The organism is Zestomonas ipomoeae (genome assembly GCF_057128665.1).
This window is the reverse complement of sequence record NZ_JBSKHQ010000001.1, coordinates 528,322-540,958: the sequence shown is the minus strand read 5'-3', so window position 1 is coordinate 540,958 and position 12,637 is coordinate 528,322. Positions and strand designations below refer to the sequence as shown.

The window sequence follows — 12,637 nt, the reverse complement described above, 5'->3', positions numbered from 1 at the left end:
GGCGAATACCGCAGTTTAGGCCGCTTGGGGCAGGGTGGGTTCCGTCATGCGGCCCATGGCCCGCTCGGGCTTTGCCGTATGGCTGGGGTGCGGTTACCAGCAGGTGCGGGTCTTGCCCAGCCAGCCGAGGGCGCCGAGCACCGGTACACGCTCGCCGGCTGGCCCGCGCAGGGTGCCATCGAAGCGGCCGAACCACTGACGGGTGTCGGCATAGAAGGGGCCCAGCTTCGGGCAGGCGTGATGCTGCTGGCGGGGGCTGAATTCGAGGGCGACGCGGTCGTCGTTGCTGTGCAGGCGCCAGGGGCTGCCCGGTTCGTCATCCACGGGCGGCTGGATGTTCACGGCTTCCTCCAGATGCAGCAGCTCGCCGCCGAACCATAGGGCATTCTCCGTCAGCCCTGCGTGCTCGGCCCAGCCGCTGCCGAAGTTGCCGGCAATGCCGCCTGGCGCGGCGAAGGCGGCGCGGGTCCAGTGGCTGTGCAGGGGCCAGACGCCGCGGCCGAAATCCAGCGCCGCAAAGCTTTGCCGGGGCTCGCAGCGATAGTGACGTTCGCCCAGGTAGAGATTGCCCAGCGCCGGGAGGCCGAGCTGCCTGCTGCAGGCGTGAAATCCGCCATTCGGAAACGGTGCCGCCAGGTTGAGCGAGTCCAGGTGGGAGGGGCGCTGGATATCCAGCGCAACGTGGAGCGAATTGCCTCGCCCGACGTTGTCGGCGTTCGCCGTCAGCAGCAGCCGCCCAGGCTGTTCATCGATCCGCAGTTGCAGGTGCGGATGGCAGAATTCGTGGCTTTCCAGGGGCGTGTCCGGGAGCTGGCAGCCCATGGCCAGGGGGCGCAAGTGGGTGCGATGAAAGCTCTGGCCGCTGTTCAGGTCGAGGAAGTAGGCGGCGCCGTAGCCGACGTAGTCGAGGTCGGCGATGGTCAGCGAGAGCATCCAGTCCGGCGAGGTGATGCACCAGTGATTCCAGCGCTTGCGCCGTCCGTAGTGGCCGGGCAGGGCGCAGTCCAGCAGGGGCCTGGGGGAGAAACCGATGGCGTGCGGATCGAGGTGGCCGCGGGCATCGCACAGGGACGGTGTGGCGGCGGGGGGGAGAGCGGTGACGAAACTGTTCATTCGGACACGTCCATGTGTGCTGGTCAGCTGAGAATAGCTGCTGCGCGGCAAGGCGCGCGCTATTTTTGCGCGGGCGTGGTCTAGGGGCATGCAGGATGCGGCGGTGACGGAAACCGAGGCAAGTAATGGCACTTTGGTAAGCGTCGATCCGGTGAGCCAGTGCGCAAAGCGGGCGTGATCGGGTGCACGACCCGGTCGCTTGAGCCCTGCGCGGGCTCGGCGCACAATGACCGGCCCGCGGCGTGACTCCGTCCCCGCTTCATCTCTCTGCTTCCAAGGAATCGCCGATGCCCGGTCTACGCACCCTTTGCGCCGCACTTCTGTTCGCCAGCACCCAGGCGCTGGCCGATGCCGCCAGCCATGCCGCCGACGCGGAGAACTTCCTCAAACTCGCCCATGCCGACAAGTTGACCGTGCCGGTGTACGCCCAGGTGCAGCAGATGTTCGCCCAGCGCTTTGCCCAGGCCCCGGCCGGCGAAGGCAAGCAGGCCTTGCTCGAGCGTTACCAGGCCAAGGCCAATGCCGCGCTGGACAAAGCGGTCGGCTGGGGCGAGCTGAAGCCCGAATTGGTCAAGCTGTACACCGCCAACTTCAGCGAGAGCGAGCTGAAGGAGCTGGTGGCTTTCTATCAGTCGCCGCTGGGTCGCAAGGTCATGGAGAAGATGCCGACGCTGACTGCCGAATCCGCCAAGCTGACCCAGGCTCGCCTGGAAACCGCCGTGCCGGAAGTCAACAAGCTGCTGGCCGAGATGAGCAAGGAACTGGGAGCGGAGTAAACCGTGGCGAACATGCGCGAACGTATCGAAGCGGCCCTGGCGGCGCTCGAGCCCCAGCACCTGGAGGTGCTGGACGAAAGCCACCTGCACAGCCGTGGGCAGGAAACCCACTACAAGGCAGTGATCGTCAGCCCGGCATTCGTCGACCTGAATGCGGTCAAGCGGCACCAGAAGGTCTATGCCGGCCTGGGTGAGCTGATGGGGCAGATCCATGCCCTGGCGTTGCATACCTATACGCCGGATGAGTGGCAGGGGCAGATGGCCGCGCCGGACTCGCCGACCTGCCGCGGTGGCAGCAAGCTCGACCACTGAGGCGCGCGGGTGCGCCAAGGCGTGCCCCTGGGGTAAACTTCGCGGCGCGCCGGCCTTCGCCGGCGCCTTCGTTTCGATTGCCCCGGTCCGCCCTTTGCGTGGGCGACCACTGAGGAAGTCTCCATGACCGACAAGATCGTCGTGGCGGCGCTGTACAAGTTCGTCTCCCTGCCGGACTACGTCGCGCTGCGCGAACCCCTGCTGCAAATCCTGATCGACCACGGCATCAAGGGCACCCTGCTGCTCGCCGAGGAAGGCATCAACGGAACTGTCTCCGGTAGTCGCCAGGCGATAGATGCCTTGCTTGCCTGGTTTGGCCGCGACCCGCGCCTGGCCGATATCGACCACAAGGAATCCTACTGCGACGAGCAGCCGTTCTATCGCACCAAGGTCAAGCTGAAGAAAGAGATCGTCACCCTCGGCGTGCCAGGCGTGGACCCCAACCAGCGGGTCGGCACCTATGTGGAGCCGCAGGACTGGAACGCGCTGATCGATGACCCGGAAGTGCTGCTGATCGATACCCGCAACGATTACGAGGTGGCCATCGGCACCTTCGAAGGCGCGGTCGATCCGAAAACCAAGTCGTTCCGCGAGTTCCCGGACTACATCAAGGCCCACTTCGATCCCACCCGGCACAAGAAGGTGGCAATGTTCTGCACCGGCGGCATTCGCTGCGAGAAGGCCTCCAGCTACATGCTTGGCGAAGGATTCGAGGAGGTCTACCACCTCAAAGGCGGCATTCTCAAATACCTCGAGGAAGTACCCGAGGCGCAATCGAAGTGGCGTGGCGACTGCTTCGTCTTCGACAACCGCGTCACCGTGCGCCACGATCTTTCCGAGGGCGACTACGATCAGTGCCATGCCTGCCGTAACCCGATCTCGGTCGAGGACCGCCAGTCGCCTTATTACGCGCCGGGCGTCAGCTGCCCGCATTGCTGGGGCTCGCTGCCGGAAAAGACCCGCGCCAGCGCCCGCGAACGGCAGAAGCAGATCGAGCTGGCCAAGGCGCGCAACCAGCCGCATCCGATTGGCCGCGACCCCCGGCAGGTCGCGGACGGCTGAGCGACCGGGCGGTCCTGGCGACAAGACGGTCCATGGCGGCCAACCATTCGACGGAGAAGCAGTGATGAGCGCGCGCCTGATCTACGTAATGGACCCGATGTGCTCCTGGTGCTGGGGCTTTGCCCCGGTGCTGGAAGCCCTGGCCGCGCAAGCGCGGGCGCAAGATGTTCCCTTGCATCTGGTGGTCGGTGGCCTGCGCCGGGAGTGCGCCGCGCTGGACCCCGCCGCCCGGGTGCGCATCCTGGCCCACTGGCAGGCGGTGAATGCCACCACCGGGCAGCTGTTCAATTTCCACGACGGCTTGCCCGAGGGCCTGGTCTACGATACCGAGCCCGCCTGCCGGGCGCTGGTCGCGGCGCGTACGCTGGACGAGCAGAGCGTGTGGCCGCTGACTCGGTTGATCCAGCAGGCCTTCTACGAAGAGGGTTGCAACGTGACCCAGGCGGGTGCGCTGCTGGCGCTGGCCGAGCAGGCCGGCATTCCACGTATCGAATTCGCCGAGGCCTTCGACAGCGTGGCCATGCGCGAGGCCACCGCCGGCGACTTCGCCTGGGTGCAGGCCCTGGGCATCGCCGGCTTCCCGACCCTGCTGGCAGAGCGCGGCGGCCAACTGGCGCTGCTCACCAACGGGTACCAGCCATTGAACGAACTCGCCCCGCTGCTGGCGCGCTGGCTGGAGCGGGGTGCCCATGCCTGATCGCTTGAGCTGGGCGGAGGTCCGTCGCCTTGCCCTGCGTCATCGCAAGGCTCTGATCGTAGCCAACCTGGTGGCAGTGCTCGCCACCCTCTGTAGTGTGCCGATCCCGCTGCTGTTGCCGCTGCTGGTGGACGAGGTGCTGCTGGGCGAAGGCGATGCCGCGCTCAAGGTGATGGATAACGTCCTGCCTGAGAGTTGGCAGGGCCCCGTCGGCTACATCGGCCTGATGCTGGCGGTCACCCTGACGCTGCGCGTGTCCGCCCTGGTGTTCAATGTGCTGCAGGCGCGGCTGTTCGCCCGCCTGTCGAAGGACATCGTCTATCGCATTCGCCTGCGTCTGATCGAGCGCCTCAAGCGCATTTCCCTCGGCGAGTACGAGAGCCTTGGGGGCGGCACGGTCGCCACCCATCTGGTGACCGATCTGGACACCCTCGACAAGTTCGTCGGCGAAACCCTCAGCCGCTTTCTGGTCGCCATGCTCAGCCTGGCCGGGACCGCGGCGATCCTGGTATGGATGCACTGGAAGCTGGCGCTGCTGATCCTGCTGTTCAATCCGCTGGTGATCTACGCCACGGTGCAGCTGGGCAAGCGCGTCAAGCACCTGAAGAAGCAGGAAAACGACAGCACCTCGCGCTTCACCCAGGCGCTCACCGAAACCCTGGAGGCTATCCAGGAGGTACGCGCCGGCAATCGCCAGGGCTACTTCCTGGGGCGCCTGGGCAACCGGGCGCGGGAGGTGCGCGACTATGCGGTGGCCTCGCAATGGAAGAGCGATTCCGCCAGCCGCGCCAGCGGCCTGCTGTTCCAGTTCGGCATCGATGTGTTTCGCGCCGCGGCCATGCTCACGGTGCTGTTCTCCGATCTGTCCATCGGCCAGATGCTGGCTGTGTTCAGCTACCTGTGGTTCATGATCGGGCCGGTCGAGCAGTTGCTCAGCCTGCAATACGCCTTCTACGCCGCCAGCGGCGCGCTGCTGCGCATCAATGAGCTGCTGGCGCGCCGCGACGAACCGCGGCATAGCGGTGGTGTGGACCCGTTCAAGGGGCGCGAGACGGTGGGCATTCAGGTCAGCGACCTGCGTTTTTCCTATGGCGACGAGCCGGTTCTGGAGGGACTCGACCTCTCCATCGCACCCGGCGAGAAGGTGGCGGTGGTCGGCGCCAGCGGCGGCGGCAAGAGCACCTTGGTGCAGCTATTGCTCGGCCTGTACAGCGCGGAGGCCGGCACGATTCGCTTCGGCGGCTCGACGCTGGAGGAAATCGGGCTGGAGACGGTGCGGGACAATGTCGCGGTGGTGCTGCAGCATCCGGCGCTGTTCAACGACAGCGTGCGGGCCAACCTCACCCTGGGGCGCGAGCGCAGCGACGAGGCCTGCTGGCGTGCGCTGGAGGTTGCCCAGCTGGCGGACACCGTTCGCCTGTTACCGCAGGGGCTCGACAGCGTGGTCGGCCGTTCTGGCGTGCGACTGTCGGGCGGTCAGCGCCAACGGTTGGCCATCGCCCGCATGGTCCTGGCCGAACCCAAGGTGGTGATTCTCGACGAAGCCACCTCGGCCCTGGATGCCGCCACAGAATACGCGCTGCATCAGGCGCTCGGGCGCTTTCTCAATGGCCGCACCACGCTGATCATCGCCCACCGCCTGTCCGCGGTGAAGCAGGCCGATCGCGTGCTGGTGTTCGATGGCGGCAGTATCGCCGAGCAGGGCGATCACCAGCAGCTGATCGCCGAAGGAGGGCTCTACGCCAAGCTCTACGGGCACCTGCAGCACTAGGGTCGCTTCTGCAGGCCCGGCCGCTCCGGCTACTGCCCGTCGAAGTAGCGTTCGTGCCAATCCACCAGCGGTTGCGGTGTATTGAGCTTCTGTCCGTAGATTACCGAGTAGGTCAGCACGTTCTGCACGTACTGGCGCGTTTCATCGAATGGAATGGTTTCCACCCAGACGTCGAAGGACAGGTGGTTGGCATCCCTGAGCCATTGGCGCACGCGACCGGGGCCGGCGTTGTAGGCGGCCGAGGCGAGTACGCGGTTGCCGCCGAACTGGTTGTAGATCTGGCTGAGGTAAGCGGCGCCCAGTTGGATGTTGACCTTCGGGTCCAGCGCCTTCTGCGGGGAGCTCAGCGGGATCTTGAAGCGCCGAGCGGTCTCCTTGGCGGTGGCGGGCATCAGTTGCATCAGGCCCATCGCGCCCACCGGGGACTTGGCGTCGGCCATGAAGGCGCTTTCCTGGCGAGTGATGGCGAAGACCCAGCTTGAATGCAGGTCACGCACCTTGGCCTCGCGGGTCAGGCTGCTCTGGTGGGCCATGGGGAAACGAATGTCCAGGTCGTCCCAGTACTGCGCCTGGCTGATGGTGCGGATCGCCGGGAAATACCATTCCTTGTCATACGCCATGCGGGCCTGGGCCACCAGCTCCTCGCGGCTGAACAGACGGCTGACGTGGTACCACTCGCGGCGACCGTCGACGATCTGGCCGCGATCGTGGAATTCCAGTGCGCGACGGATGCCAGCGGTGTTGCGCACCTTCTGCACGGTCTTGGGATCCAGCACCAGCGGCTTGTTATTGAGGCTGTAGGGCGCCTGGATGCGGTCGGCGGCGAGAAATCCGTAGTAGTCCCGCTCACCCGCGACAGGTTGGTACAGTGCCAGCGGCTGCTTGCTCTGCGGTTGCGCCAGCTGCAGGCTGCGTGCCTTCCAGTAGCGCCAGCGGTTGCTCTCGGCCAGCTCCGGCGGCAGTTGGGTGGTCAGTTGGTAGGCCTCGCCCCAGCGTCCCAGGCGCAACAGCAGCCGTGTCCGCCATTCGGAAACGGTGTTGTCGCGCAGCTCAGGGTCGTACTCGGCCATCACTTTCAGGGCGCGGGCGTCGAAGCGCTTGGCCAGGGTCAGGCCGATCTCCCGGGCGATCGCCACCTTTTCCTCGGCCGAGAAGGGCAGGCGCTTGGCATAGCTGTCCAGCAGGTTCAGCGCTTTTTCCGGGTCCTGGCGGCCCAGGCGCCGCAGGCCGAGGCCGACCACATCGGCCATCGCCCGGTCGGCCGGGGCGAAGCGTGTCGTTTGGTTGAGCAGTTCGGGTTTCTGCGCCACCTCCAGCAGCAGTTTCCCGTGCGTGTCGAGGGTCTTGAGCTTCTTGACCAGATAGCCGGCCAGTCCGTAGTTGCGCGACTCCGCCGCCAGCTTCGCGCGTTTCCAGAACATCTGCTCGGTCAGTTGGCCCTCGGCTGCCCAGCGGTCGAACAGACGGTCGCAGGCTTCGGGTTGCGACTTGCCCACCAGCCAGAGCTTCTCGGCGGTGGCAAAGCCTTCGGTCTTGAGCCCGTGGCCGAGCTGGTACTGGCCATACAAGCAATCCAGTTCGGTGAAGTTCAGAGTCGGGTCGTAGTGGTTGATGAAGGTCTTCCACTCGCCGCGCTCCGCCAGCCAGCGCAACCAGCGCAGCTTCATCCAGCTCGCCTGGGGCAGGTCGCCGTGCTCGGCGAGGAATTTCTCGATTTCGTCGTTGCTGGCCGATTTCAGACGGGCGGTCAGCTCGTCGTAAGCCAGGTAGGGCGTCAGCGGGTAGTCCCGCAGGGCAGCGGCATAGCGCTTGTAGGGGCCGCTGTCGCCCTTGGCCAGCGCGCGCTTGGCCTCGTCGTAGTACTGACGCTGCTGCGCAAGGGTGGTCGCATGGGCGGTATCGAAGGGGGGGGTGGAGAAAAACAGGCAGAGAACCAGACTAAACAGACAGCCGCGCATGACACTTCCGGACAAGATGAACGCCAAGTAGCGCCGGGTGCCGACGCCGAATGCACCTAGCTTAGCTGTTGCCCGGAAAGGGTGAAAGCGTCGTCCGGCGGGCATTTGCATGATGAAAAAAGGCCAGCATGGTCTTGTTGTGGCTTCCGCTCAGGTAGAATGCGCGCCCAGTTGTTGGAGACGCCCCATGACCCTGCTCAAATTCGCCGATGTTTCCCTTGCCTACGGCGCCATGCCGCTGCTGGAGCGGGTCTCCTGGCAGATCGCCCGCGGCGAGCGGGTATGCATCATCGGCCGCAACGGCACTGGCAAATCCAGCATGCTGCGGCTGGTCAAGGGTGAGCAGAGCGCCGATGACGGCGAAATCTGGCGGGCGCCGGGACTCAAGATCGGCGAATTGCCACAGGAGCTGCCGCGTGCCGACGACCGCACCGTCTTCGACGTGGTGGCCGAAGGCCTCTCCGGGGTCGGCGAGTTGCTCGCCCAGTACCACCATCTCAGCCAGAACATCCACAGCGACGCCGACCTGGAAAAGCTGATGCACGTCCAGCACGATCTGGAAGCGAAGGATGGCTGGCGCCTGCAGCAACTGGTGGACAGCACCCTCAGTCGCCTGCAACTGCCCGCCGACAAGACCCTTGCCGAGCTTTCCGGCGGCTGGCGTCGCCGTGTGCTGCTGGCCCAGGCCCTGGTTTCCGAACCCGACTTGCTGCTGCTCGACGAACCTACCAACCACCTCGACATCGGCGCTATCGCCTGGCTGGAAGAGGCGTTGATGGGCTTTGGCGGTGCCGTGCTGTTCATCACCCACGACCGCTCCTTCCTGCAGAACCTGGCGACGCGCATTCTCGAACTGGACCGCGGCCACCTGATCGACTGGAACGGCGACTACGCCAGCTTCCTGGTGCACAAGGAGCAGCAACTGGCTGCGGAAGAGACCGCCAATGCGCTCTTCGATAAACGCCTGGCCCAGGAAGAAGTCTGGATTCGCCAGGGCATCAAGGCGCGGCGTACCCGCAACGAGGGCCGGGTGCGCGCACTGAAGGCGATGCGTGCCGAGCGCAGCGAGCGTCGCGAGCGTCAGGGCAAGGCGAATATCCAGCTCGACACGGCGGAGAAATCCGGCAAGCAGGTGATCGTCGCCGAGCACGTCAGTTTCGCCCATGCCGGCGGTGTACCGCTGATTCGCGACTTCTCCCTGGTGCTGCAGCGCGGCGACCGCATCGGTCTGCTCGGCGCCAACGGCACTGGCAAGACCACGCTGCTCAAGCTGCTGCTCGGCGATCTGCAGCCGACCAGCGGCACGATCGAAGTCGGTACCAAGCTGGAAGTCGCCTACTTCGACCAACTGCGTCACCAACTGGACCTGGAAAAAACGGTGATCGACAACCTCTCGGAGGGTCGCGACTTCATCGTCATCGATGGCCAGAGCCGGCATGTGCTGAGCTATCTCGGCGACTTCCTGTTCAGCCCGCAGCGTGCGCGCACGCCGGTCAAGGCGTTGTCGGGTGGCGAGCGTGCCCGGTTGCTGCTGGCCAAACTGTTCAGCAAGCCAGCCAACCTGCTGGTGCTGGACGAGCCGACCAACGACCTCGATGTGGAAACCCTCGAGCTGCTCGAGGAAGTGCTGCTGGGCTTCCAGGGAACCGTGCTGATGGTCAGCCATGACCGTGCCTTCCTGGATAATGTGGTGACCAGCACGTTGGTGTTCGAGGGCGAAGGGCGCGTTCGCGAATACGTCGGTGGCTATCAGGACTGGCTGCGTCAAGGCGGCTCGCCGCGTTTGCTGGGCGTGGGTGAAAGCAAGCCGGAGAAGGGCGAGGTGGCTAAGGCCGAGGCACCGGTCGCCGCGCCCGTCGAATCGCCGGCGGCACCGAAGAAGAAACTGAGCTACAAGTTGCAACGGGAGTTGGAGGCGATTCCAGAGCGCATCGATGTTCTCGAAGGCGAACTGGCCGCTTTGCAAGAGCAGATCGCCGATCCGGCGTTCTATCAGCGGCCGGCGGATGAGACCAGCGCCAGCCTGGCTCGCCTCGATAGCCTGCAGCAGGAACTGGACCAGTTGATCGAGCGCTGGGCCGAGTTGGAAGCCTAATCAGCCTGTCGGAGACATGCATGGCTATTGAGTACCGCATCACCCTGGATGATGACCACGACTTCAGCTACCGCATCGAGCCGGAACGCGTCTACGACAGCGAGACTGCCCGACAGGCACCGAAGTGGACGCGTCTGGAGCACCAGCAGTGCAGCAACTGCCCGCTGCGCAAGGAAGAGTTCAGCCATTGCCCGGCGGCGGTGGATTTGCACCGGGTGATCGAGGACTTCCAGGGGCTGCCGGCTTTCAAGCGGGCACGGGTGTGGGTACGCACGGCGGAGCGTGAATACACCAAGGAGGTGGGGTTGGAGGAAGGGCTGCGCTCCCTGCTCGGTGTGATCATGGCCACCAGTGCTTGTCCGGTACTTGGCAGGCTGAAGCCGATGGCCTACAACCACCTGCCGTTTGCCAGCAACCAGGAGTTCATCCTGCGGGCGGTGTCGCTCTACCTGTCCCGGCAGTATTTCAACTTTCGCGAGGGGCGCCACGCGGACTGGGAACTGAAAGGGCTGGTGCGGCTGTTCCAGCAACTGCAACTGGTCAACCAGGCATTCTGGCAGCGCATTCACGATACCTGCGAGGGCGACTCCAACCTCAAGGCTTTCCTGTCGTTCTTCTCTCTGTCGTCGAGCATGACCTACTCGCTGGAAACCCAGTTGCAGAAGATCCGGCCGCTGGTGATGAGTGCAGGGGATTCGCTGGAATAACGGCTGCATCGACACCCAGCAGCGGGCGATGCAGCCTTTGGCCCATTACTCGGGCTTGCTCAGGCGTACGGCCAGCACATCGCATGGTGCGCCATGCAGCAGATCGTTGGCGGTCGAGCCGAGCAGCAGGGCAAGACCATGGCGACCATGGCTGCCGACCACGATCAGGTCGCAGCCCTGCTCGGTGGCCAGTCGGTGGATTTCCTGGCGCGGCTGGCCGTAGGCGAGGTGGCGGTGGTCGGGGCTGAGTTCGGCATAGCGGCCGGCAAAGCTGTCCAGCCGTTCCCGGGCCTGCTCGAACTGTTGCTGCTGGAGCATGGAAATATCCATCGGAACATCGCCGCCGAACGCCATGGCCATCGGCTCGACGATATGCACCAGCGACAATCGGGCTTGATTGCTCTTGGCCAGATCCTGGGCGCGGAGCATCACTGGGTGGCACTCGTCGGTCAGGTCGACGGCAACCAGGATGTGCTGGTAGGGCATGGGACAGTCTCCTTTGTATTTGGCGAATTCATTCAAGTATGGCCTTCCTGGCCATACTTAACAGATTTTTGGGGTAAACCGTGGCGCTGTGGATTCTCCTGTTGCTTGCACTGCTGCTGAGCCCGCTTGCCTGGCTGGTGCCTTCGCGGCGCCAGCGCGGGCAGATGGAGCAGCGCCTCGCTGCCCGGCGCATGGGGCTGTCCATGCAGCTGTCGCGCCAGGAATGGCCTCACTGGTTGCCACGCACGCCGCCCGATCCCTGCGCGCAATATCATCGACCCAGGCTGGCCGGTCGCGCTGATAGTTGGTGCTACTGGCAGGCGGAGCCGGGGCAGTGGCTGAATCGCTGGCGTGAGCCCTGTGTCGACAACGCTTTGCTGGATCTGTTGGCTGCGTTGCCGGAGGATGTCTACAAGGTCGAGGCTGGGCCGCAGATGGTTGCGTTGTGCTGGGGTGAGCGCAGCGGGCCGGAGGCATTGCAGCGTATCGCCGCGCTGCTCAAGGCGCTGGCCTGAGTCGACGGTGCGTCCGATGCAGGCAAGAAAATGCCCGGTGGGAGCACCGGGCTGGAAGTCAGGCCAGGCAGGCCGGATAAGCTGGGTGGTCGGTAACAGCGTCAGGGCTGGGCCGCGGCGTACTGGGCGGAGACGCTTTCCAAGCCTTCGATGATGCGATCCGAATACTTGTTGATCAGGAACGGCACGCTGTTCTCGTTGTAGTTGGTCAGCGACTTCTCGATATAGCGCCACTTGACGCCGACCTCGCCGAGCTCCTGCTTGATCTGCGCGGTGTTTTGCGGCGCCTGCTCCAGGCTCGCCAACTCCGTTGCGAATTCTCGGGCGAGTTCGTCGATGGCCTTGCCTTCGTTGCCGCCGAAGAAGGTGGCGCCGACCGAGGCACTGCGTGAAGCATAGTCCAAGGCGATGGTTTGCATCAGCAGACTCTGCTCGCGGCTCTGCTGGATCAGGGGCGGCACCTTGCTGCCGCTTTCCTGCTGGATCTTCCCGTACAACTCGTTGCTCGACTTCAGCAGTTCCTGGTTGCGTCCATAGAGGTCGGCGATCGGTTGCAGGTCGGTGAAACCTTGCGTCTTGAGGGTGGCGACCAGGCTCTTCAGCAGGCCCTGGTAGTCCTTCCATTGCTGGTCGAGGCGGATGCGTAGCGCCTTGGAGGCTCCTCCCGGCATCTCGCCGATGGCCTTGAGGTGGCTGTCGGCGTCCTGCAGGGACTGGTCGATCATGCGCGCGTAGCGCAGGTCGCCTTCCATGCCCATGTACATATAGAAGTCACCCAGGCTCTTCAGCGTGATCAGTCGCAGCTGATGCAATTTGAGCAGGCTGGTGGCCGGGTCGCTGTCCTTGCCGAACGCGGGGGAGGCGAAGGCGAGCAAGGCGCTGAGAATGGCGGCAAGCAGACGGCTTGGCATGGGGCTATTACTCCGTGTCACGGCCGTTGGCGGGGCCGCATCTTGTTGTTCTTGTGTCACAGTCGAGCGGAATGCTGTGTTGCGGCGACTCTAACCCGAGCTATCCGCTTTTACCAGATGTGCACCAGTTCACGGCTATTTGCCCATTTTGTCTGGCCGAAATGCCAATGCTGGGCTACCGCATCGGCCGCCACGCCGGTCCCGCTCCAGATGTGTCCGAGCAGCCCGATTGAC

At 64.7% G+C, this 12,637-nt stretch carries 12 protein-coding genes; 8 read left to right on the top strand and 4 right to left on the bottom strand.

What is annotated here, in order from left to right; all coding sequences use genetic code 11:
* Positions 1-93: 93 nt before the first annotated feature.
* Positions 94-1,113, bottom strand: a complete 1,020-nt coding sequence (locus ACWKV7_RS02435; protein WP_483856037.1) for a DUF2804 domain-containing protein — start codon at positions 1,111-1,113, stop codon at positions 94-96.
* Between the two features lie 287 nt (positions 1,114-1,400).
* On the opposite strand from ACWKV7_RS02435, the gene ACWKV7_RS02430 reads away from it, so the two are divergent.
* From ACWKV7_RS02430 to ACWKV7_RS02410, 5 genes are all read left to right on the top strand, one after another.
* A complete protein-coding gene (locus ACWKV7_RS02430; RefSeq protein WP_483856036.1) occupies positions 1,401-1,889 on the top strand; it encodes a DUF2059 domain-containing protein in 489 nt (162 codons plus the stop codon).
* Between the two features lie 12 nt (positions 1,890-1,901).
* Positions 1,902-2,201, top strand: coding sequence for a BolA family protein (locus tag ACWKV7_RS02425; RefSeq protein ID WP_483856035.1), 300 nt, complete (start codon positions 1,902-1,904; stop codon positions 2,199-2,201).
* Positions 2,202-2,324: 123 nt separating this feature from the next.
* Positions 2,325-3,263 carry an oxygen-dependent tRNA uridine(34) hydroxylase TrhO gene (gene trhO, locus ACWKV7_RS02420; RefSeq protein WP_483856034.1) on the top strand — a complete coding sequence of 313 codons (939 nt, stop codon included), beginning with the start codon at positions 2,325-2,327 and terminating at the stop codon, positions 3,261-3,263.
* 64 nt (positions 3,264-3,327) lie between these two features.
* A complete protein-coding gene (locus tag ACWKV7_RS02415; RefSeq protein WP_483856033.1) occupies positions 3,328-3,960 on the top strand; it encodes a DsbA family protein in 633 nt (210 codons plus the stop codon).
* Positions 3,953-5,731 carry an ABC transporter ATP-binding protein gene (locus ACWKV7_RS02410; RefSeq protein ID WP_483856032.1) on the top strand — a complete coding sequence of 593 codons (1,779 nt, stop codon included), beginning with the start codon at positions 3,953-3,955 and terminating at the stop codon, positions 5,729-5,731. The genes ACWKV7_RS02415 and ACWKV7_RS02410 overlap by 8 nt, the downstream gene beginning before the upstream one ends.
* Before the next feature lie 29 nt (positions 5,732-5,760).
* Here the strand turns inward: ACWKV7_RS02410 and ACWKV7_RS02405 are convergent, their stop codons facing one another.
* A complete protein-coding gene (locus ACWKV7_RS02405) occupies positions 5,761-7,689 on the bottom strand; it encodes a transglycosylase SLT domain-containing protein (RefSeq protein ID WP_483856031.1) in 1,929 nt (642 codons plus the stop codon).
* A 187-nt stretch (positions 7,690-7,876) separates the two neighbouring features.
* On the opposite strand from ACWKV7_RS02405, the gene ACWKV7_RS02400 reads away from it, so the two are divergent.
* The gene (locus ACWKV7_RS02400; protein ID WP_483856030.1) at positions 7,877-9,784 is read left to right on the top strand and encodes an ATP-binding cassette domain-containing protein; all 1,908 of its coding nucleotides are present in this window, start codon (positions 7,877-7,879) and stop codon (positions 9,782-9,784) included.
* Between the two features lie 20 nt (positions 9,785-9,804).
* The gene (locus tag ACWKV7_RS02395; protein WP_483856029.1) at positions 9,805-10,491 is read left to right on the top strand and encodes a DUF6901 family protein; all 687 of its coding nucleotides are present in this window, start codon (positions 9,805-9,807) and stop codon (positions 10,489-10,491) included.
* Positions 10,492-10,536: 45 nt separating this feature from the next.
* On the opposite strand, the gene ACWKV7_RS02390 is transcribed toward ACWKV7_RS02395, so the two are convergent.
* A complete protein-coding gene (locus ACWKV7_RS02390; protein WP_483856028.1) occupies positions 10,537-10,977 on the bottom strand; it encodes a universal stress protein in 441 nt (146 codons plus the stop codon).
* An 80-nt stretch (positions 10,978-11,057) separates the two neighbouring features.
* Here ACWKV7_RS02390 and ACWKV7_RS02385 point away from each other — a divergent pair, with 80 nt between their 5' ends.
* Positions 11,058-11,492, top strand: coding sequence for a hypothetical protein (locus tag ACWKV7_RS02385; RefSeq protein ID WP_483856027.1), 435 nt, complete (start codon positions 11,058-11,060; stop codon positions 11,490-11,492).
* 101 nt (positions 11,493-11,593) lie between these two features.
* Here the strand turns inward: ACWKV7_RS02385 and ACWKV7_RS02380 are convergent, their stop codons facing one another.
* Positions 11,594-12,403: a hypothetical protein gene (locus ACWKV7_RS02380; RefSeq protein WP_483856026.1), complete on the bottom strand. Its 810-nt coding sequence runs from the start codon at positions 12,401-12,403 to the stop codon at positions 11,594-11,596.
* Positions 12,404-12,637: the final 234 nt, after the last annotated feature.